The following is a 21,873-nucleotide window of genomic DNA, read 5'->3' on the forward strand; positions in this document are numbered from 1 at the left end:
GATATACATTAGGCAAAGATAATCATAAACCACAAAAATAACCGCCCTGGTCTGGTAAACTAAGCGGTTATCTTTGATGATATTCTAAATAGTAAAACGGACTAACCGTCTATCGGTAGCACTCTTTTTCTATAATCATATTAGCACGCATCTGTGGAAATGTCAAAAATTTTCTTCTTTCTCAACTATATCTATTTCCATACATTTTTACAACCTATTTCAAGTGTTCCTCAAAAATTAATTCGAGTTCCTTATTCCCTCTCAAGAATTCATACTCTTTCTTATTTTCAATTTCTGAATACAATTCACGAACAAAATTTTTTCCAACTCCCGAAAAGGCTTTTCCCTGTGCAGTATCTTCATACCTGTAATACAAAGGGGATTGTGTCATATTCCAAGGCTTCTGTGATTCACTTAATAATTGCTTAATTAACTGAACACATTTTTCTACATCTTTTCGATATCCAGCAATCAGCAGATATGGCACTGTGTTGCCGTAATTCCATAGTCCAAACAACGATATCATGTGATCTGTAATCTCAGCAATTCTCTCTGCTTTATCATGATTTCCTGTTTCTTCTTCCATTTCAATTAACTTATACAAGTAGCTTTGAATATTGACAACTGCCTGTAGCAGTTTCCCTTCCAGGAATAACGCAGCAGTGTCTGTTCCTTCCTGATGTGCTAATACACTTGTTTTCATAATCGTTGCATCAATTACAGTATCAGGAATTTTTTTCAAAAGGGCATTTGCTTCTTCATATTTCTCCATTTGGACATATTTTGTTGCAAGTATAAAAACACTTGAATTTCTCACTCTTTCATCCTGACTGTCTGCTGTTCGTTCCAGCCACTCAATAATAGCTGTATTATATTCCATTCGTTCTTCGCCATTAAGATCTGACAAAGTCAAAGATCCGTTCAGAACGGTTGCGATCGTATATATTAATAAGTCGCAATGAGGATACTCCTGTATTTTACGAGATGCCATCTCGAAAGCCTCTGTAAAACTGTCCAATGAAACTTCCGAAAGTTCATTCACAAATTGTCCAATCTCTTTTTCGGTCAATTCTTCACGAAACGAAAACAATTCATTCATATCAATTTTCAATAATCATGCCAAAGCTGGAAGTAATGAGATATCCGGATATGTATTTCCCTTTTCCCATTTATTTACCGCAGGAGTAGAAACACCCAGATAATTTGCCACCTGTTCTTGTGTTAATCCCTCAGTTTTTCGATAGTTTTTTATCTGCTCACCAATACGCATTGTTCGCACCTCCTGTCCTTATTTCCATTATAGCGTTCCCAATACATGTTTACAATTGAGCCTTTGTTTACTTATTACTTTCTTTTTTTAACTTTCAATTAATTTTCTCTAATATTTATATCATCAGCAACAAACTGCCCACAAATTTAAGAACGGGCTACTAACCCTCAAACGACAGTGCATTACATTGCATCAGCTAAACCAACCTTGTTATCCTGAATCACCACTCCTTCATCTTCGCTTCATGCCTATTTTTCATAATTTGCAACTGGTATATAATGACAGGGATTAGAAAAATCACAGCAACTATGCCTAAAATAACAGACCGATTTACGGTAGCAAATGCCACGAGCATAAGCATTAATAAAAGCCAGGGATTTCGCAAATTACTGTAATAATTTGCCCTATCTTCATAGGACGTATGAAGTTCAAAAGGTTTTCCATCATTTTCTTTTTCTACAATCAGCAATTCCCTGTTAAATGTTGTAGTGTTTGTTGCAATACGACCGCCAATTTCAGCCCACGGACGCCAGCGAACTTTACCAACAGAATAATTAAGATTGATATTTTTATAGAATACGGAATATCCCATTTCTTCCAAGAAATCATGGTAATCTTCAGCATTAGCTTTTGATTTTTGTCCTATAAACTCCACGCAATATTGAACTTGACCTGGCTTACATTTTTCAAATTCATAGAGTAATTTTCCCGTTCGAATAAGGCGATAACCTTTTTCAGCCATCTTATTCAGCCAGTTTTTCTGTACCGTCAATAGCCCGCCAAAAAAACGATAACACTTTTTGCTCATAATGTACCTCCTACAATTCCGCTTGCAATACCTACAAGTTCACGAAGTCTGATAAGTTCTTTTTCAGCTATCTCCTTTCCTTTTACAGTGATAAGATACTCTTTTTTTCTACCTTCACTATCTCCGAAAAGCTCAATCCATCCCTTTTCCTGCATTGAATTTAATGCACCATATAAAGTGCCTGCTCCCAATGAAAGCCGCCCACCTGTTTTTTCTTCAATGAACTGCATGACAGCATATCCGTGTTTAGGTGAATAGAGTGAAAGCAAAATATAGAATGTCACTTCTGTGAGTGCACCACTTTTCACATTATCCCTCATAGCATCCCCTCCTTATTACGGTTACTGTAATAACTATATCAGTAACCGTAATAAAAATCAAGAGATGTGAAATAAATCTTAATAAGCCGGATAGTATTATACTTTTCCTGTTCAGTCCTTTACAACCAATACTTATATATACAGAAAAACCCCAGAAACACAAGGTTTCTGGGGTATCTTACGTTTGGACACAAGTTATCTTACGATAACAAATCTATATTCAGATTGTATTACTCGATGATTGTAGCAACACGTCCTGATCCTACAGTACGTCCACCTTCACGATATCAGACCGATGTATTATGGTGTGCAAATGGTGATTTTTTGTGTGATTCGTATGGGAAAATCCGCATTTTCCACTGTGTCCGTATGGTTTTTGGGGATTTTGTTATCATAGTGTTATCACTGCATTTTTAGTTTTTCTGGCATATTTTTTCTCACATTCGTAATCTCTTTATTTAAATCTTTTATATATTCTTTACACACATCTATATATAATCCTGTTTTATATTCTGGATTTTCCAAAAACTGTAATTCAACGGGATATTTTGTAATCTCCGTAAGTAACTTTACAAATATGCTTTTCAAATTATTTTGGCTTTCATCATCATTAAGGCATACTTCTGCAACTTCTTCAAAGCCAAATACTAAATAATCTTTATTTTCTCTTTTCTCCAAATGTACATTAATCGCTTTGCTTTCCTGATTCATAAATATCCTTCCTATCATAAAATGCAGTTTTACCGCCCTCAAGAGTATGCATACTTTCTTGAGTCCAGTTTTTAGTGTCTGTTTCATCATCTATATTTCTAAGTTCATCATAAAAAGGATTACCAACATACGTTTTATATATTCCATTCTCATGAGTTCTTAGTATACTAATATACGGAAGTGTACCAACAGCAATATTAGCATTATGTGTTGCTATAATTACTGTTTTTCTCCGTTTTGCAAGATCAGTTAACTTCGGAAGTATATTAGAAGTTATATATGAATTTCCCATTCCCAGTTCTGGTTCATCCAAAATATATACATCACTTTCTGAATCCAATAACTTTTGCATCAGTAGAATTCCTCGTTCTCCATTAGATGGTCTGTAAATTTCTCCATTTTCTAATGCCGTTTCTTTAGATACCCCTATAAAAGCTCCTATATCTTTAATTCCATCATCATAGAATTCTTGAAACTTTGATACTTCTTCCGATATATTCTCTGCTAGGACAGCTTTCTTTATCCCATCTATTACAAGTTTACAATTTCTTAATACAGTTATTCCCTGTTTAAATTCATCTGTACGTGATTCTTTGGTTAACATTCTGTATCGTGTTTGAATATATATATCACCTTTTTCCTCAAGGTTTCCCAAATATTCTTTTTCAACCTTATCCTCTACAGAAAACGTACTACATATTTCCTCGACATTTTCAAACAACTTAAAACGTCCCATAGCGAAATCATAAAACCCTACACTGCTAGGTTTTGATATCGTATCAGAACATTTGTCCGCTATTGCTTTTATCTTATCAATGCTCCAATTTGTAAGCTTAATACTTTTATCACTGTTCCACTTTTGCATTTTTGCATCATTGATATTTTCACATAATTTTCCCAATAACAGCATTAAAGTTGTACGTTCTTGCTCATCCAAATATTTTTCTATATCAATTTTTTCAAATGTAGACTCTGTAAATTCTTTCAAATATTTATAGTCAGATTCAAGTTTTCGGTCACGCACTCCCTCCTCTATATGTACACACTCTGTTATTTTCATTCTCCCTTTATTTTTATTGTTATCTTTTGTTTCCATCCAACTTATATATTTTTCAAAAGACGTTGGTAATTCTTCTTTCCAGTTATAAACATCAATAAACTGTTGCCTCATACTATCCAATTGAAGCTTATCAGGTGTGGCTATTATATCATTAACTTTTAACATTTTCGAAAAATCTGAATCTTTCTCATTGCCTTTGTAACTTTCCATTGCAATTCCATTTTCAATATAATATTTTTTCAAAGATTCAAGGATTTCTGTTTTTCCCGTTCCCTTCTGCCCGAAAATAATATTAATATCTTCATAAAAAGGTAATTTAAAGTTTACTTTTTTATATGGCGATACAGGAATCTCTTTTTTTCGTTTTTGATTGAGCAAGGTATCTATGATTTGTACATCTTTTTTTGCTAACAAGCAAAATTGTTCAAATGTTTGTACTGGCAGTCTTATATCTGCAAACTTGCTGGTTTCATACTTATTCCAATCTTGCACATCACTTCCTATAATAACACTATAATCAAAATTGGAAAAAACGCCAAGGCTTCGATAATCAGACGTTTCCTTAAATAGTCGGCTAGAATCGGGTAATAATTCCCCTAATTCCTGAATATCCTCATCTGACAGTTTAGGTTCTTTATGAAAATGTGGTATATAAATGCAATCACATTTTCCTAACGTTTCATATACTTTTTTCACACCAATTTGAAATGTATTTACATCTTCATCGTTAACCAATTCCTGTACTTGAGTATTAAACAGTTCAACATTTTTAGGATTAGCGATTACAATCAAATGTCCTCTTTTACAATTTCCCTTTTGATCTGCCTTTCCTATAATATCAAGTTCTACCCCTGGCCAAATATCACAATATCCTTCTGTGACATCTTTAAATTCTTTGTATTGCATATAATCAAATTGATTATGATTTGTTATTGCAATAATTTTAACCTCTGCTTCAATAACCTTCTGAAAAAATTTATCCTTGGTAACATTTCTTGTATAAGCATCGCCTGTTTTTACCTTCTTCGTATGACAATGTAAATCGATTCTCATAATTGCCTCCCCATCTCAGTTGTAAAGGTGGGTTAATCTATAACCATACCCCATTCATTCCAAAATCCACCATTTTTTAATCTATATATATTTTCTTGTGTTTCTTCAGACAATATACTCCATTCCCATGGTCTAGAATATCCGCTACCGCTACCAGAAATATTTAATTTTCTCATGTAAGTTACAATATCTCTTACACTTGGATATCGCCACGCAATATTTTGAAGCAGATCAAAAACACATGAACCTACAGGAGTAAAAAATTCTTCTTTATTATCCGATGCTATGTACCCACTCATAACATAATTTCCCTTTAGACCTTTTCCGTTATCATAATTTGGCACTATCATCTTTTGAGATTTCCATACCCCTAAATCAGCAACACATATAATATCTGGAATCTCTCTAGGATGTGTAACATATTTTTCATCATATTCCCAAATGGCCTTTTCAATATTTTCTTTCGGATTCGAATTTTCCTTTTTCCATTCGTGTGAATGCGCTAATAATCCGTAATAAATTTTGCTTTGTAAGTCTTTTCTCGGCGTTCCATTCTCATTAATAGCTAATTTTTCTATCTTCTTTGAATGCTCTATAAATTCGCCAATATGTTTACGTCTTAATGTAGTTTTACATTCAAATGCAGCCACTACTCCTCCAGATAAATATTCCTTGCAATTCAACAAACTTTTAGGATAATCTGGTGATAAAACAATCACATCCACTTGCGGACTTGTTTCCCCTGAATCACTTAATATTCTTCCCTTTGTAACTATTTGAAAATAAGGTGGAATCCAAGATTCCAAAAGTTCTTTCCAGTTTTCTTCTCCTTGATCCCCTGCAGTTCCTGGATCTTCATTCACTCTTCTACAAATTCTTGTGTATTCATCCGAAATATTACTATTTGCCTTTTTAAAAAAATCAAATAAATCATGTGTCGAAGTGCTCATGTTCATTCCCCACCATTCTTTATATGCCTATTTTAACCGTTTCACATATTCATAAATCCGTTTCAGCATTCCATCTTTATTTTCTCCTAATTCTCCACGGATTTTATCTCCAAATCCCATATACGTATTGAATCCAAGCATATATACAGCCATTGCCATAGACAGCTCGTCGTTTTCATCACCATATAATGATGCCACTTTTCTCAATTCATCAATAACCGTATCGTGTGGTACTTCAACACCGCCTTCTTCATTTACAACAGAATTGATTACCTCCGGCAATGCCATACACATCTTATAAAATGCATCTTCTTCACCAGTGAGAATTGCATAAAACTGATCCATACTCACACGGCGAATCAATCTATGCTGCACGTTCTTCCCATCAACCTTTGTTGACCATTTTATATTCTGTGATTTCTTTGCAATTGCTTCAACCAACAGACACGCACAATCATCATCTTCCAAAATCTGTCCCTGCATCTTTATATATGTTTTTGCAGAAGATGCAGAATTCATAGTATTGTGTTTGTTTTTCATTTCCACATATATTGTATGCACAATATCTCCATCTGGCATTTGTATTCCATCTGGATTTCTGTAAATAACATCCCAGCCTGCCTGCGGGACTTCGCAGCCTTTGAAATAGGAAAAAATATTCTGATGAAAATATCCTATATCATTATTGTTAGACTTATCTCTCTGCCGGAAAATTTCATTATTTACAATTTCTTCCCAGCTTGTACGATACACCGATTTATCAAAAATCAGCTTGATCGGATCAATCAGGTTACTATTGAATCGCTTCAAATCATACGATTCCAGTTTTTCTCCGTATTTCATAATCGTTGCACGCACATGCTTCTTAAAATCCTCTTCTGATATAAAATCTAAATTCCACGCCATTTATTTTACCCCCTCTAATGATTTATGTATCTCTAACCCAATTTCATATGCTAAATTGACAGGAACAGCATTTCCAACCTGTTTATACTGAGATTGAACACTTCCACAAAATTGCCATTCATCTGGAAATGTTTGACATCTTGCATTCTCACGTACCGTAAACGGTCTTGCTTCCAATGGATGACATCTTTCTGTTTGCTTCTGAGACGGTGAAGTCAATACCGTCAATGACGGTTCATCCAGGCTCATTCTCCTAAGAATTCCTGTTCTTCCACCTTCCATATCCCAGCAACTTTTCATATATGCTTTTGCAATCTCTGGATCAATATCTCTCCAATATCCTCCGGGTGGAACTAATTCAAATATTTTCCTTTTATTTTCTCCGTATGGTACTCCTGGTCCTTCTGGACAATCCAATAAAACATCTCTCAAAACAGGCTTATAATCATGTTCTTTAGGAAATGAAAATGAAACTTTTCCCACTAAATCATTTCTAATTCCAACAGTGATTAGTCTCTCTCTTTTCTGTGGCACACCAAAATCCCACGCATTTAAAACCTTTTTCTGAATGGTATATCCCGCCTGTTCAAAAATATTTGTTATCGTTGCATATGTTCTTCCCTTATCATGAGTCAGCAACCCCCGCACATTTTCAAACAAAAACATCTTTGGCTGTAATTTTTGTAAAAAAGTTGCATAGTGATAAAAAAGTGTTCCTCTTGCATCTTCAAGTCCTAATCTTTTTCCAGCATAAGAAAAAGCCTGACACGGTGCTCCTCCCGATAATAAATCCAATTCTCCTTTTTTTATACCAAAATAATCTTCCAAATCCAAACAAGAGATATTAGCTATATCATCATGAATAACTCTCCAGTTTGACCTATTGGTTTTCAAAGATTCTGCCGCATCTTTATCAAACTCTATTAGTCCCAATGGTTCAAATCCAGCTTTTTCGATTCCCAAAGCCAGACCTCCTGCTCCAGCAAACAGTTCTATGGTTGTAAATGCATCAATATCGATTTGTGGTGATTCTTCTTTTTTTATCTCTACAACATCTTCTATCTTGCAATTTAATGTAAAACATATTTTTTCTATTGATTCAAATGAAACTGGCTCATTCTTTCCTAATCGAGCTAATACATTAAAACTTATTCCTGACGCTTCCTTCAATTCTGTACGGTTCATTTTTTTATCTATCAGTAATTTCCATAATTTGTCATAACAAATCGCCATTAAAATTCCTCCAAAATCAAAAATAGTACAACTCATATTTTACCATATACCACAATTAGCAACAAGCAATTTTCTCACTATATCGTTAGATTTCCTCTTGTATGTTTCTTAACCCCTTTGCTATTTCTTCTGTTTTTTGATAATATATTCTTATCAGTTCAGGCAGAAAGAAGGTACCTATATGTCACGTGATTCCGCTACTGTTTCAAACAATATGCGTAAGATCCACAGTAAAGATACTTCCATAGAACTATTGCTCCGAAAAGCTCTATGGCACAAAGGTTATCGCTATCGAAAAAATTATAAAGCTCTCCCTGGTTCTCCTGATATTGTTCTTACCAAATATAAAATTGCTATTTTTTGCGATAGTGAATTTTTTCACGGAAAGGATTGGGAGATTCTCAAACTTCGGCTTGAAAAAGGAAAAAATCCAGATTTTTGGATCAAAAAAATCGAGCGAAATCGTAATCGTGATTATGAAAATGATAAAAAGCTTCTATTCCTAGGCTATACTGTTCTTCACTTCTGGGGGCAAGATATTTCCAAACATACAGACGAATGTTTACAAGCCATTGAAGAAACCATTTGGGATACAAAATTTTCTGATACAACCACTGACTATGATATATCTGAAGAATAACCCCTCCTATACATGAGGCTGTCCACAACTCCTGCAGACAGCCTCTTTCCTACATAAAGATTATATTTTTATATGCTATTTCTTCAGCAGTTGCTTGAATATTATTCATCCTTCTCACCCATTCCATCTGATCCTGCATCTTCAATTCTTCCGTCACTCCCCACCGTTCAGCCATCTGCTCCACCAGCATCTCAACTTTTTCTCTCACCTCTTTATCAATCTGATTCAAATGCTCCGTCAGTTTCCCAGTCAGTACCAGATACTGATACCGGGCATTCCTGTGTTCCTTCAAAAACTGCTTTCGCATTATTCCATATTTTCCATATACCGGTTCTTCGTCATTGAGTTCCAAATCTGGCAGATAATAATCTCCATGCAATGTATAGCTCAGTCCATTCTTTTCATCATAAATTTGTTTCTTCATATCCTTACAACTCCATTCCTCTGTACTTTGCTTTATTCTTCTTAATTTGTGCATTGTGTTCTTCACTTCGTTCTTTCGCCCACGGTATGCGATCACTTATTTTTTTCGGCATTTGCTCTTTCTGTTTTTTCGCTTCAAGTTCCGTCTGCATCCGGATATCGTCCTGCACCAGTCGTTCTACCATATCTTTCCCCAACATGCGTAAAAGTCGGTTATATCTGTCTGCAATTCCCTGCAGAATTTCTTTCTCACCGGATAATTTCTGATAATCCTTCTGAACTTCTGCCAGTTCCTTTTTAGTGTTCTCGTGCTCCTGCTTTTTCTTCTGAAACTTACTTTTCCACTTATCTCTTTCTCTGGTAAGTTCTTTCACCTGTGCAGCCATCGCACCGATTTTGTTTTTCATTTCAATGAATAATGGTTTTATTTTCTTATCCCGGTAAGTTACCGCACGTTCCAATGCTGTAGCTTCCGGCAGAAATGTTTTAATCATTCCATATTCTTTTATTTCCTTACTGACATTATCCATCACTGGTTGCAGGAATTCTCTTCTGTCCTCCAGTTTTTTCAATTCCGCTTCTGCTTTCTCAGCACGTCTTTCCGCTGTTTCTTTATCTTTCTGGAACTGAATTTTTTCTTCTTCCAAAAGCTTAATATCTGCCCTTGCGTCCGCAATCTGAGAAGTCAATCCTTCATTCTCCACTGTCAGATTTTCTTTTTCCTGTTCCAATTCCTGCACTTCCTTTTTGCGTTCTTTTTTCTTGAAATTGTAAACATCCAGATGTTCTTCATGTGTGCCTTTCTGTTCCCATTCAATTCCATGCTGTTTTGCGATTTCAGCCAGCACTTCTTTTTCATGATTTATCCACTGATTCAGTTCTGTATCATGCTTATTTCCACCTTGAAATCCAAGACTTTTCAATGCCTGTTTCAGTGAAACTCTGGTATCCATTCCTTTTCCCTTCCAGTTGGTCACATAAGGAACAAAGTCAATATGCAGATGCGGAGTAGCTTCGTCCTGATGCAGATAGCAGCTAAATACCCGAAGTGTCGGATTCCGCTTCTGGAAGTCTTTCACATATTCGTCCAGTATCTTTACAGCCAGATTTCCTTCTGATGTTCCCACTGCCATATCCTCACGATTTCCTATCTGGAAGATCACTTCATGGAACAACTTCTCCTGTTTTCCCTGTCGGATTTTTTCATAATAATTTGCAATTTTCCGGTCCTTTCTTTTCCCGACATTGTATCTCTCAACCGCATCGTCAAACAGCTCTTTATAAACTTCCTTCAGATTCTCATTCTTATAACAAATGTTCAGTTGTACTCTGTCCGAATCTACATTTTCTGCTACAAAATCCCGTCTGTTATGAGCCAGTGAACCGGCTCCGATCATGCCACTGATTGTTCTTTTCATCATAAATTTTCTCACCTCTTTTCTGTTTGAGTGCCAGATATGGCACATAATTTTTATTTACGCTAGACATGGCGATATTTAAGAAACTTTCGCCGGATACGGCGGTTTTGTTACTTTTGTCAAAAGTAACGCAAAAGCACTTTCGACAGCCGTACCGTCCATCAAAAGTCCCCTTGCGCCCTGCCGGGGGCATAACGTCCTTATGGACGTCTGTTCTGCACCGACCGAAGTGGATCATAGATCTGTTTATCCAGGTATCCTTGCCTGCACATATTCCAGATCTCCACAATAAGGTGTCCCCACCAGATACCATTCTCTTGCCAGATTCATCTCCATTCTGGTCTGTACCCATTCATCACCTACCAGCACTTCCAGTCCTTCTCCACAGTGAAATCCTGTATCAATCCATAAGTCTGATGATAATAATCCATATCTTCCATTACTACTGTTGTATCCTAATCTTCCCTGTTTCATCATTTTCTGCTCCTTTCCAATTTGTAAACGGAATTTGTAAACGGGGCTCAAAAGATTTTAAAAGTTAACTTTTTAAGTTTTTCCTTCAAGTTCCGTTTACATCGTTTACAATAATCTTTACTCAAACGGTATCTCCAACTGTTCCGGTACTTCCATAAATCCGTCTTTATCTTTCTTCACAGAATCTTCCATCCTTTTCCATGACCGCTGTATTCCATATTCCTTTCCGAACCGATGTGTACCATGTGGTTTCCAGCCTTCAATTGCATTGTTCATAATATTAGCAATCTCTTTACCTTCCCACTGTTTCATTTCTCCGGTTCGATGTAGCGCTTCATCGAACAGAATTCTGGTACATACATACTCGTCATCGTAGTCATCAAGAAATGCCTGTATGATTCCGGCATTGGTATCTTCCGGCATAAATTCTTTTTGCAGACGCTTTGCCTCTTCCTCAATTTCCTTTGTAAATCCTAAGAACACATTTCCCCGTCGATACAGTACCATTGCCTCCGCCCAGGCCTGTTCGATATAAGCTTTGCTCTCTGCTTCATTATCCAGAATATGAACTTCTGCTTTCGACATATCTGTCATCACCGGAGCAAATCTTCTGTTTCCGGTTCTGTCCAGCGGAAGGAAATTCAGATCATTTGAAGTACCGCAAAATACACACTGTCTCGGTCTGTCTTCCGGGTGAACTTCATAAGGTACTTTATAAGTTTCTTTCTGTCTGCTCAGAAACGATTTTATCTGTTCAATATTCTTTGCTGTGATAGTTGCCTTCATTTCTCCCATTTCGATAATCCAGTGATTTTGCAGTTTTCTGTAAATATTTTCATCATCCAAATGATCCAGATTGTCGCTGAACCATTCTTCTTTTATCGCCAGATATTTGAAAAATGTGGACTTTCCGGCTCCCTGACTCCCAACCAAACACAACATAATATCATATTTTATTCCCGGTTCATAAATTCTTGAAATCGCTGCCAGCATGTGCATTTTCATTACTCCGATTGTATATTTGCTCTTTTCTGCTCCCAGAAAATGTGGAAGCATATTTTCTATTCTTGGAATTCCGTCCCAGACCAGACTCTCCAGATAATCTCTGATTGGGTGATATTTATTTTCATTGGAAACAATATCTACTCCTGCTTTGATCACACGCTCACTTGTCAGTTCATAATTTTCTTCCAGATACATCTTCAAATTATTTTCATCAGTATCTGTAACCGTAGGACTGTTATTCCTCCGCTCCCAGGGAACCTCTTTTACAATGTCCATTCTTCCAGAAAGTTCATTTCGTTTAATCGCTTTTTTCAATACCGGATCATTTTGAAGTACGGTTACACAATTTCTAATTGTCTGCTTTGTTCTTCCTTTATCCGTATGCTCCAACATATTATTGACATCTTCTGTTGTAAGCATTTCCTCGTTCACAATATCTTCTAATTCCATCAAGGACTTCTCGCTGATATTCGTTAATTCTTTCTTCAATTTTTTCAACCTCCCTTCTCTTCATCTTGAAAAACTCTACAATCTCTTCTCCTGTTCCAAACATCAGCACGTCCAGATAGTCATTTATCTTTCTTTCATTTGCCAATGCCTCCGTAAATAATTCGTGCCACTCTTCATCTGGTTCTGGTTTGTAAATCTCTTTCCAGAACTGAATCCATTTCAGATATCTGATCAGCACGTCTGTTGCATGTTTCAACCACTGCTCCAGTTTTTCTCTGATCATCACAACTTTAGGTTTCTTTGATATTAAAGTATTCCTGCTTTGGTGCGTCCTTTTGTATTTGTTTCTGTCTTCGATTTTTATATCTAGTCCAAAATCTTCTATCATCTTTTTCGCAGCTTCATACTGTGATATTCCAAATAACCTTGCTGTAAAATCTATCGCATCACCGCCCACTCCACATGCAAAGCAGTGATATATTTTATCTGCCTTCATACTTGGGTGTCGGTCTTTATGAAACGGACAACACGCCATTCCAGTTCTTTTTACTTTTATCCCGTAATGCTCCGCAGCCTGTCTGGCTGTCACACATTCTTTTACCTGTTCAAATAATGTCACTTCTACCTCCTGCCCCTCCGGGCAAGTCTCTGATGAACAGATATTCGGGAATTGTTGTATCTTTCAATTCGTGATATACTGAATCTGCCAAGATGGTATATCAGTGAATCTGATTATCAGAGAACTTGCTCAGATATTTTGTCTGGGCTTTTTCTTTTTGTCTGTCAGTAGTCATAGCTTTTGCTCCTTACACAAATCTCCTTGTAGGAATAATGATAATTTCAAATTTGCTTCCGTCCTCTAATTCAAGAAGAATCACATAATCTGAATCTCGATCTGGTAAAATAGAACTTATCTTCAACTTCTTACTGTAGTTAATTGCATCAAATATTTTTCCGACTACTTTCTTTGTTTTCATTTGCTTCTACCTCCGTATTAACGTTTGTTATCCAGCATCTCAGCTACTTTTTTCTGTTGTGACGGGTACAGATGCCCATAAGTGTTCAATGTCATCTGAATATCTTTGTGTCCCAATCTCTCCTTGATAATCAATGGCTCTACGCCCTGATAAATCAAATATGCCACATGACTATGCCGGATATCATGCACTCTGATTGGTTTTACACCAGTCAATGCTTCATATTTCTTGAGACGTTTCTGCAGCGTTCTCGCTACAATTGGGAACAACCGCTGATCTTCCGGAAATCCATAATGTTTCTTCGCATACTCCTGCACCTCTTCCTTAAGAAAATTTGGAATATCAATGGTACGGACTGAATTCTCTGTTTTTGGAGTATCAATCACATCTCTTTTCCTGATCCGGTTATACGTCTTATTGATATGCAGGAGATTTCCACTCATATCAAAATCTGAAAGACTCAATGCCAGAAGCTCTCCTTCCCTGATTCCTGTCCAGAACAGAATTTCAAATATCAGATAATCCTCACTCCCCGGCTCAATCCCGGCGATAAATCTGTCATATTCTGCTTTCGTCCAGAATTCCAGCTTATTTGCATCTGATTTCCCCATCTTTTTTACTTTCTTACATGGATTTTCCTTCAGATTGTAAATTTTCTGTGCATGATTAAACAGTGCATTTAACTGATTCTGGATCATACGCTCATAAGTCTTGCTGTAACCTTTTTCCTGAATGGTGTTCTGCCACTGGATAATCTCTGCCGGTGTAATTTCATTCATTTTTCTTGTTCCAAAATACGGAACAATGTGCTTGTTCATCATGTGCTGCTTGTTACGGATTGAATTTTCTTTCAGTTCATTCTTTTTATCTTCAAAATAGACTTGAATAAAACTGTTCATCTCCATTTTCATATCCGCCGCAGTTTTTCTTATGAATTCCTTTTCATAATTCAATGCTTCTTTCTTTGTCTTGAACCCTCTTTTCAGCTTCTGTGTTTTCTTTCCTGTCCAGTCAATATAACGGAAGCTTACATACCAGGTTCCCTGTGTTTTGTCCTTGTAAGCTGACATCTAAAAACCTCCTTCATACTGCTCTCTGAGAGCATCCATAAAATTTTGTTTCCCAGTAAGGACGTGGTATCTTCCCACGAACTGCCACATATCCTTCCTTTGCCAGTTCATCATTAAGCTGCTTCAAAATGGAATATGCCTTACTGCGTTTTACACCTAATTCTTCCATGACATCATCAACAGTCATCATATAATTAGTTCTCATATCTTCCTCCTTTCCAGTCACTTTTGTGACTCTTTTGATGTTTTCTATCATAATTCACTTTTGTGACTTTGTCAATAACCTTTTGCGAATTTAATTTTTATATTCCAAAGTGTTTCACGGTCCACTCTGAAAAAACAACCTCTTTCACATCATTCACTTTTGTGCTAGAATAGAAACACAAATATAATTAAGGAGGCAGCCATAATGGTAGGTAAAAAAATCCGGGCATACCGGGAATTCAGAGGATACAGTCAGATACAATTAGCCGAGCTGTCCGGCATTAATGTTGGTACGATAAGAAAATATGAACTGGGAATCCGGAATCCAAAACCGGATCAGCTAGAAAAGATTGCAACTGCACTGGGATTAAATGTCAGTGTTTTTCTTGATTTCAATATTGGGACTGTTGGAGATGTACTCTCCATCCTGTTTGCAATCGATGACTCTGTAAATCTTTCTCTTTCGGAGACTTCAGATCAGAAGATTGCAATGACATTTGATAATCCTACAATGCAGGATTTCTTTAAGAAGTGGTGTCAGTTTAAAAATGTCTACGAAAAGGAAAAAGCTGAAATATTAGCTATTGAAGATGAAGATAAGAGGCAGGAAGAATTGGATAAGCTAAACGCTACCCAGGAAGAATGGAAATTGCGTGCTATGGGAACCACGATAGGCTGCCATACTGTAATCAAAAAGGGAACCGAAGGAAACGAGATTAAAACATATGATCTGACTTAAGGAGGTATTAAATCATTATGGAGAATTCACCTGAATATTTATATCATTACACTAATATTGAAACTCTTGCCCTTATTTTAGCCAATCACACATTTAGATTAACCTCCTTAGATCAAATGGATGATTTGCAAGAAAAAGAAGCTTTTGATTTAAAAAATGCTGGTCAATTTTGTTATGTAAGTTCATGGACAGATGATGAAACTGAAAATATTCCTATGTGGAAAATGTATAGTTCGCTTAACGCCGGTGTACGAATAAAACTGAAGGCTAATCCTTTTAAAAAATTTGAAAATACCCCTTCATCCATATCGGAGGTTACACATCAAACAGTAACCGATAATTCAAATGGATCATATTTGAAATCCATAATTCCTATTGCAGATATGTTAAAAAATGGATTTATAGCTCCTGGCGCATTGGGTAATAATATTTTACATAAAGTCGAATATACTTCTGATTCGTCCAAGCTATATCCCAAGTTATTAAATCAGGATGGTGATAAATTTAGTATTGCTCTAGGTAATTTGGGCAAGCATAAGAATATTCATTGGGAATTCCAGCATGAATGGCGCTACATTTTATTACTCATGCCTCTAAACCTTAATCAGACAGTTGATAAATCTGTCAAAGAATTTCAAGCGACTAGTACTAAAATTTTATTTGGGCAGGCAAAACAAGCTTTTCCCTTCTATGATCTAACTCTAGACGAACATGCTTACGCACAAATGGAAATTACCTTAAGTCCTAAAATTAGTGCCGGAAATCGCTTAATTGTAAATTCTCTTATAGAGAAATATAATCCATCTGCAGTACTTCATGAAAGCTCCTTGCTTGGATTAATTTAAGATTTTGTTATCATTCTGTTATCACAAACGGTTGTCAGGACTCTCTTCCGGCAACCGTTTTTCTATACTATTCGTTATTTTTTTCTGCTCTTTTTATATATTTCCAGGCAACAGAAAAACCCGTAGAACCGAAGTTCTACGGGTATCTTACGTTTGGACACAACGTTATCTTACGATAACAAATCTATATTCAGATTGTATTACTCGATGATTGTAGCAACACGTCCTGATCCTACAGTACGTCCACCTTCACGGATAGCGAAAGTAAGACCCTGGCTCATAGCGATTGGGTGGATCAGTTCGATTGTCATTTCGATGTTATCTCCAGGCATGCACATTTCTGTTCCTTCTGGAAGGTTGCAAACACCTGTTACGTCTGTTGTTCTGAAGTAGAACTGTGGACGATAGTTGTTGAAGAATGGAGTATGACGTCCACCTTCATCTTTTGTCAGAACGTAAACCTGAGCTGTGAATTTTGTATGGCATGTAAGTGTTCCTGGTTTAGCAAGAACCTGTCCACGCTCGATTTCGTTTCTCTGAACACCACGAAGAAGAGCACCGATGTTATCACCAGCCTGAGCTTCGTCAAGAAGTTTACGGAACATTTCGATTCCTGTAACAACAACTTTACGTGTTTCTTCTTTGATACCAACGATTTCAACTTCTTCAGATACATGAAGAACACCAGCTTCTACTCTACCAGTAGCAACTGTTCCACGTCCTGTGATAGAGAATACATCCTCTACAGGCATAACGAACGGTTTGTCTGTGTCACGCTGTGGGTCCGGAATGTACTCATCAACTGCGTTCATGAGTTCCATGATCTTGTCTCCCCATGGGCCAGCCGGATCTTCAAGAGCTTTAAGAGCAGATCCCTGGATAACCGGAATGTCATCTCCTGGGAAGTCATACTCGGAAAGAAGTTCACGAATTTCCATCTCAACCAGTTCAAGAAGTTCGTCATCATCTACCATATCACATTTGTTCATGAATACAACGATGTACGGAACACCAACCTGACGAGCAAGAAGAACGTGCTCTTTTGTCTGAGCCATAACACCATCTGTAGCAGCAACTACGAGGATAGCACCATCCATCTGAGCTGCACCTGTGATCATGTTCTTAACGTAGTCAGCATGTCCTGGGCAGTCAACGTGTGCATAATGTCTATGCTCTGTCTGATACTCAACATGTGCTGTAGAAATTGTGATACCACGCTCTCTTTCTTCTGGAGCTTTATCGATATCTTCGAAGTTTTCAACTGTGTTTCCTGGAACTCTTTCAGCCAGAACTTTTGTGATAGCTGCTGTTAAAGTTGTTTTACCATGGTCAACGTGTCCGATGGTACCAATGTTACAATGCGGTTTTGTTCTCTCAAACTTAGCCTTTGCCATTTTAAAATGTCCTCCTTAAAAACTATGCTCTTTCTTTCAGAGCGTTTTTATCAGTTTTTGACTTGCTATCCTTGATTATATTGCAAATCAAGGATATTTGCAAGCTTTTTTATATCATCAGTCTTTCTTAGAAAGAATCTTTTCCTGAACGGACTTCGGAACCTGTTCGTATTTCTCGAAGAACATGGAGTAGTTACCACGTCCCTGAGTTCTGGAACGAAGGTCTGTTGCATATCCGAACATTTCAGAAAGCGGAACGAATCCACGGATCATCTTACCTCCGCCGATATCATCCATACCTTCGATACGACCACGACGGGAGTTGATATCACCGATAACATCACCCATGTAATCTTCCGGAGTAGTAACTTCGACTCTCATGATAGGCTCAAGAAGAATCGGAGCTGCTTTCTGCATAGCATCCTTGAACGCAAGAGAACCTGCAATGTGGAATGCCATTTCAGAGGAATCGACTTCATGATAGGAACCGTCATATACGTTTGCATGAACGCCGACTACCGGGAATCCACCCAGGATACCAGCTTTCATAGCTTCTTCGATACCTTCGCCAACAGCCGGGATGTATTCCTTCGGAATAGCACCACCAACAACAGTGGATTCGAACTTGTACAGTTCTTCACCGTTGGCATCCATAGGCTCGAATTTAACTTTACAGTGACCATACTGTCCACGACCACCAGACTGTTTAGCATATTTGCTGTCGATGTCTACGGCCTTAGTAATAGTCTCTTTGTATGCAACCTGAGGAGCACCTACGTTAGCCTCTACTTTGAATTCACGAAGCAGACGGTCAACGATGATTTCCAGATGCAGCTCACCCATACCAGCGATGATTGTCTGACCTGTTTCCTGATTTGTATGTGCACGGAATGTCGGGTCTTCTTCTGCCAGTTTTGCAAGAGCTTCACCAAGTTTACCCTGGCCGGCTTTTGTCTTAGGCTCGATTGCAAGTTCGATAACCGGTTCCGGGAATTCCATGGATTCAAGGATTACCGGGTGCTGGTCATCACAGATTGTATCACCAGTTGTGGTGAATTTGAAACCGATTGCTGCTGCGATATCTCCTGAATATACTTTATCCAGTTCCATACGTTTGTTAGCATGCATCTGAAGGATACGTCCAACACGTTCTTTCTTGTCCTTAGTAGCGTTAAGTACATAAGAACCAGAGTTCATGGTACCGGAGTATACACGGAAGTATGCCAGTTTACCAACAAATGGGTCTGTCATAATCTTAAATGCCAGAGCAGAGAATGGTTCTTCATCAGAAGAATGTCTCACGATCGGGTTGCCATCCAGGTCAACACCCTCGATTGGAGGAATGTCTGTTGGAGCAGGCATGTATTCAATGATTGCATCCAGAAGTTTCTGAACACCCTTGTTTCTGTATGCAGTACCGCAGCATACCGGTACAGCTGTACATTCACAAGTAGCTTTACGAAGAACTGCTTTTAATTTTTCATTAGACGGTTCTTCACCTTCCAGATATTCCATCATTAAATCGTCATCCAGTTCGCAGATTTTCTCTACGAGTTCTGTATGATAAAGTTCTGCTTCTTCCTTCATATCTTCCGGAATATCTGTGATGGAAATGTCTTCACCTTTCTCATCATTGTAGATATAAGCCTGCATTTCGAAAAGGTCAATGATACCTTTGAATTCATCTTCTTTTCCGATTGGAAGCTGTAAGCAGATAGCGTTTTTACCAAGACGAGTCTTGATCTGATCTACAGCATTGTAGAAGTTTGCACCGAGGATATCCATCTTGTTGATGAATGCCATACGCGGTACATTGTAAGTGTCAGCCTGACGCCATACGTTTTCTGACTGAGGTTCTACACCACCCTTTGCACAGAAGACGCCGACAGCGCCGTCAAGTACACGGAGTGAACGCTCAACCTCTACGGTGAAGTCTACGTGTCCTGGAGTATCAATGATGTTGATACGATGTTCCAGAGCACCTGGTTTCTTCTTGCAGTGATCCTGCAGAGTCCAGTGACATGTTGTAGCAGCAGAAGTAATTGTGATACCTCTCTCCTGCTCCTGCTCCATCCAGTCCATTGTTGCGGTACCTTCATGAGTATCACCGATTTTGTAGTTGACACCTGTATAATAAAGGATACGTTCTGTAAGAGTTGTCTTACCTGCATCGATATGAGCCATGATACCAATGTTTCTGGTACGCTCAAGCGGGTATTCTCTACCTTCTTTTCCAGCCAATTGGATTTTCCTCCTTGATTAGAAACGATAGTGAGCAAATGCTTTATTTGCTTCAGCCATCTTGTGCATATCTTCTTTCTTCTTAACAGATGCGCCTGTGTTGTTCATTGCATCCAGAAGCTCGTTTGCAAGTCTCTCCTCCATAGTCTTCTCGCCTCTTTTACGAGAATATGTGGTGAGCCAGCGAAGAGCCAGTGCCTGACGTCTGTCTGCTCTTACCTCGATCGGAACCTGGTAAGTAGCACCACCGATACGTCTTGCTTTTACCTCGAGAAGTGGCATGATGTTGTTCATAGCCTCTTCAAAAACTTCGATAGCTGGTTTGCCAGCTTTTTCTTCAATTCTAGCGAAAGCGCCGTATACAATCTTCTGAGCGACACCTTTCTTACCATCTAACATGATGTTGTTGATAAGTTTGGTAACCACTTTATTGTTGTACATCGGGTCTGCCAGAACGTCTCTTTTCTGAGTATGTCCTTTACGTGGCACGTTACTTCCCTCCTTAATCAAAATGATTAAATCATCGGTACTCACTATTAAAACTAAGGTGTTCGCACTGGTAAAGTCCTATATTTAACCCGCAACCGACAGGGTATATGGAATACCGTACAATATTTATAGTTATAAGTGAATCTTCGATTGATTACTTTTTTCTACTTTATTTCTTTTTAGGTCTCTTAGCACCATATTTGGAGCGGGCCTGTTTTCTGTTAGCTACACCTGCAGTATCCAGTGTACCTCTGATGATGTGGTATCTGGTACCAGGTAAGTCCTTAACACGTCCACCACGGATAAGAACTACACTATGTTCCTGAAGGTTGTGACCTTCTCCTGGGATATAGCTTGTTACTTCGATTCCATTGGAAAGACGAACTCTGGCAATCTTTCTAAGAGCTGAGTTAGGTTTTTTAGGTGTTGCAGTTTTAACTGCTGTACAAACTCCACGTTTCTGTGGTGCAGACTGTTCAACAGCTTTCTTTCTTAAAGAGTTGAATGTTCTCTGCAGAGCCGGTGCTGTAGATTTCTTTACAGCTGTCTGACGTCCTTTTCTTACTAACTGGTTGAATGTTGGCATTCCATTTCACCTCCCGATTATTTTCTCCATGGTTAGTCATGGGGTAGCGCGGTTGCTATTGTCAAATGAATATTGCGCACAAAAAAACAGCGTTCCTGTTGCACGCTTGCTCATTATATCCCGTAAAAATGCAGCTGTCAAGGCATTTTACAGGATTTTTTCGTTATTTTACGAAATCCTTATTATTGCATTTTAAGACATCTCTGCTTATAATAAAAAAAAGTAATTTTCACTTTATTTGGTTACATCTATAATATAGGAAAGGATTTTTTATGAAAAACAAAATCACCCCATCTGTTATCCTGCTCATCATTACCGTGATCTTCTTTATTGCCGGTATCTTTTTCATGGGAATCCAGGCCAGACAACAAATTTCGGATACTGAGCAAAGCCTTGATGCTTTCATTTCCCAGGTAAAAGACAAACAGCAGGCGTTAAACGACGCACAAACTTCTTTTTCATCCGCTGTCAAAGAAAAAAAAGATCTTCTGAATTATCGCCAGCAAAAAGCTTCCGGTCGGCAGACTGCTGTGCAGGAGCATCGCGATACTCAGGAGTCATCCGAAGCTGTCACTTCCGTTTTCAGTCAGGACCACAGCTGATTCCA

25 protein-coding genes are annotated in these 21,873 nt (G+C 37.8%); 4 read left to right on the forward strand and 21 right to left on the reverse strand.

What is annotated here, in order from left to right:
• Window positions 1-214 precede the first annotated feature (214 nt).
• The 9 genes from LI112_RS02155 to dcm all read right to left on the reverse strand — a co-directional run bounded on the left by LI112_RS02155 (window position 215) and on the right by dcm (window position 8,311).
• On the reverse strand, window positions 215-880 hold the full coding sequence (locus LI112_RS02155; protein ID WP_227190168.1) for a hypothetical protein: 666 nt from the start codon (window positions 878-880) through the stop codon (window positions 215-217).
• A 234-nt stretch (window positions 881-1,114) separates the two neighbouring features.
• Complete coding sequence (locus LI112_RS02160; protein WP_227190169.1) at window positions 1,115-1,270, reverse strand: helix-turn-helix domain-containing protein; 156 nt, start codon at window positions 1,268-1,270, stop codon at window positions 1,115-1,117.
• Between the two features lie 220 nt (window positions 1,271-1,490).
• Complete coding sequence (locus LI112_RS02165) at window positions 1,491-2,078, reverse strand: DUF2812 domain-containing protein (protein ID WP_055056226.1); 588 nt, start codon at window positions 2,076-2,078, stop codon at window positions 1,491-1,493.
• A complete protein-coding gene (locus LI112_RS02170; RefSeq protein WP_055056227.1) occupies window positions 2,075-2,398 on the reverse strand; it encodes a PadR family transcriptional regulator in 324 nt (107 codons plus the stop codon). Before LI112_RS02170 ends, LI112_RS02165 begins: the two co-directional genes overlap by 4 nt.
• Window positions 2,399-2,800: 402 nt before the next feature.
• Window positions 2,801-3,109: a hypothetical protein gene (locus tag LI112_RS02175; protein WP_118392745.1), complete on the reverse strand. Its 309-nt coding sequence runs from the start codon at window positions 3,107-3,109 to the stop codon at window positions 2,801-2,803.
• Window positions 3,084-5,222 (reverse strand): hypothetical protein, encoded by a 2,139-nt coding sequence (locus LI112_RS02180; RefSeq protein WP_009461550.1) that lies wholly within the window; start codon window positions 5,220-5,222, stop codon window positions 3,084-3,086. The genes LI112_RS02175 and LI112_RS02180 overlap by 26 nt, the downstream gene beginning before the upstream one ends.
• A 32-nt stretch (window positions 5,223-5,254) precedes the next feature.
• Window positions 5,255-6,172, reverse strand: coding sequence for a DUF6602 domain-containing protein (locus LI112_RS02185; protein WP_118392744.1), 918 nt, complete (start codon window positions 6,170-6,172; stop codon window positions 5,255-5,257).
• Window positions 6,173-6,199: 27 nt separating this feature from the next.
• Window positions 6,200-7,078 carry an Eco47II family restriction endonuclease gene (locus tag LI112_RS02190; protein ID WP_118392743.1) on the reverse strand — a complete coding sequence of 293 codons (879 nt, stop codon included), beginning with the start codon at window positions 7,076-7,078 and terminating at the stop codon, window positions 6,200-6,202.
• Entirely contained in the window at window positions 7,079-8,311 is a 1,233-nt protein-coding gene (gene dcm, locus LI112_RS02195; RefSeq protein ID WP_118392742.1) for a DNA (cytosine-5-)-methyltransferase, read from the reverse strand. It lies immediately after the preceding gene.
• 181 nt (window positions 8,312-8,492) lie between these two features.
• Here dcm and LI112_RS02200 point away from each other — a divergent pair, with 181 nt between their 5' ends.
• Window positions 8,493-8,951, forward strand: coding sequence for a very short patch repair endonuclease (locus LI112_RS02200; RefSeq protein WP_118392741.1), 459 nt, complete (start codon window positions 8,493-8,495; stop codon window positions 8,949-8,951).
• A 49-nt stretch (window positions 8,952-9,000) separates the two neighbouring features.
• Here the strand turns inward: LI112_RS02200 and LI112_RS02205 are convergent, their stop codons facing one another.
• The 8 genes from LI112_RS02205 to LI112_RS02240 all read right to left on the reverse strand — a co-directional run bounded on the left by LI112_RS02205 (window position 9,001) and on the right by LI112_RS02240 (window position 14,973).
• Window positions 9,001-9,375 (reverse strand): TnpV protein, encoded by a 375-nt coding sequence (locus LI112_RS02205; RefSeq protein WP_118392740.1) that lies wholly within the window; start codon window positions 9,373-9,375, stop codon window positions 9,001-9,003.
• Between the two features lie 4 nt (window positions 9,376-9,379).
• Window positions 9,380-10,795: a plasmid recombination protein gene (locus LI112_RS02210; protein ID WP_279217061.1), complete on the reverse strand. Its 1,416-nt coding sequence runs from the start codon at window positions 10,793-10,795 to the stop codon at window positions 9,380-9,382.
• Window positions 10,796-11,038: 243 nt separating this feature from the next.
• A complete protein-coding gene (locus LI112_RS02215; RefSeq protein WP_035124999.1) occupies window positions 11,039-11,266 on the reverse strand; it encodes a DUF5348 domain-containing protein in 228 nt (75 codons plus the stop codon).
• 117 nt (window positions 11,267-11,383) lie between these two features.
• On the reverse strand, window positions 11,384-12,721 hold the full coding sequence (locus LI112_RS02220; protein WP_118392738.1) for a virulence-associated E family protein: 1,338 nt from the start codon (window positions 12,719-12,721) through the stop codon (window positions 11,384-11,386).
• A complete protein-coding gene (locus LI112_RS02225) occupies window positions 12,666-13,340 on the reverse strand; it encodes a CHC2 zinc finger domain-containing protein (protein WP_118392737.1) in 675 nt (224 codons plus the stop codon). Before LI112_RS02225 ends, LI112_RS02220 begins: the two co-directional genes overlap by 56 nt.
• Window positions 13,341-13,527: 187 nt before the next feature.
• Window positions 13,528-13,698: a hypothetical protein gene (locus LI112_RS02230; RefSeq protein ID WP_009243121.1), complete on the reverse strand. Its 171-nt coding sequence runs from the start codon at window positions 13,696-13,698 to the stop codon at window positions 13,528-13,530.
• Between the two features lie 17 nt (window positions 13,699-13,715).
• Entirely contained in the window at window positions 13,716-14,768 is a 1,053-nt protein-coding gene (locus LI112_RS02235) for a site-specific integrase (protein ID WP_118392736.1), read from the reverse strand.
• Between the two features lie 13 nt (window positions 14,769-14,781).
• The gene (locus LI112_RS02240; protein WP_009243123.1) at window positions 14,782-14,973 is read right to left on the reverse strand and encodes a helix-turn-helix domain-containing protein; all 192 of its coding nucleotides are present in this window, start codon (window positions 14,971-14,973) and stop codon (window positions 14,782-14,784) included.
• Window positions 14,974-15,177: 204 nt separating this feature from the next.
• Between LI112_RS02240 and LI112_RS02245 the strand changes: the two genes are divergently transcribed.
• Together LI112_RS02245 and LI112_RS02250 are read left to right on the forward strand one after the other, a co-directional pair.
• The gene (locus LI112_RS02245; protein WP_118392735.1) at window positions 15,178-15,711 is read left to right on the forward strand and encodes a helix-turn-helix domain-containing protein; all 534 of its coding nucleotides are present in this window, start codon (window positions 15,178-15,180) and stop codon (window positions 15,709-15,711) included.
• A gap of 17 nt (window positions 15,712-15,728) precedes the next feature.
• Entirely contained in the window at window positions 15,729-16,556 is an 828-nt protein-coding gene (locus LI112_RS02250; RefSeq protein WP_118392734.1) for a DUF2971 domain-containing protein, read from the forward strand.
• Window positions 16,557-16,756: 200 nt separating this feature from the next.
• On the opposite strand, the gene tuf is transcribed toward LI112_RS02250, so the two are convergent.
• From tuf to rpsL, 4 genes are all read right to left on the reverse strand, one after another.
• Window positions 16,757-17,950: an elongation factor Tu gene (tuf, locus tag LI112_RS02255; RefSeq protein WP_005423313.1), complete on the reverse strand. Its 1,194-nt coding sequence runs from the start codon at window positions 17,948-17,950 to the stop codon at window positions 16,757-16,759.
• 117 nt (window positions 17,951-18,067) lie between these two features.
• Window positions 18,068-20,191: an elongation factor G gene (gene fusA, locus LI112_RS02260; RefSeq protein WP_227190170.1), complete on the reverse strand. Its 2,124-nt coding sequence runs from the start codon at window positions 20,189-20,191 to the stop codon at window positions 18,068-18,070.
• Between the two features lie 18 nt (window positions 20,192-20,209).
• Window positions 20,210-20,680, reverse strand: a complete 471-nt coding sequence (gene rpsG / locus LI112_RS02265) for a 30S ribosomal protein S7 (RefSeq protein ID WP_044925146.1) — start codon at window positions 20,678-20,680, stop codon at window positions 20,210-20,212.
• A gap of 169 nt (window positions 20,681-20,849) precedes the next feature.
• Window positions 20,850-21,266, reverse strand: a complete 417-nt coding sequence (gene rpsL, locus LI112_RS02270; RefSeq protein WP_005423305.1) for a 30S ribosomal protein S12 — start codon at window positions 21,264-21,266, stop codon at window positions 20,850-20,852.
• Between the two features lie 272 nt (window positions 21,267-21,538).
• Here rpsL and LI112_RS02275 point away from each other — a divergent pair, with 272 nt between their 5' ends.
• On the forward strand, window positions 21,539-21,868 hold the full coding sequence (locus LI112_RS02275) for a hypothetical protein (RefSeq protein ID WP_005423297.1): 330 nt from the start codon (window positions 21,539-21,541) through the stop codon (window positions 21,866-21,868).
• Window positions 21,869-21,873 lie beyond the last annotated feature (5 nt).

The sequence above is a fragment of the Blautia sp. 210820-DFI.6.14 genome, assembly GCF_020558815.1.
Classification (GTDB): Bacteria; Bacillota; Clostridia; order Lachnospirales; family Lachnospiraceae; genus Blautia_A; species Blautia_A obeum.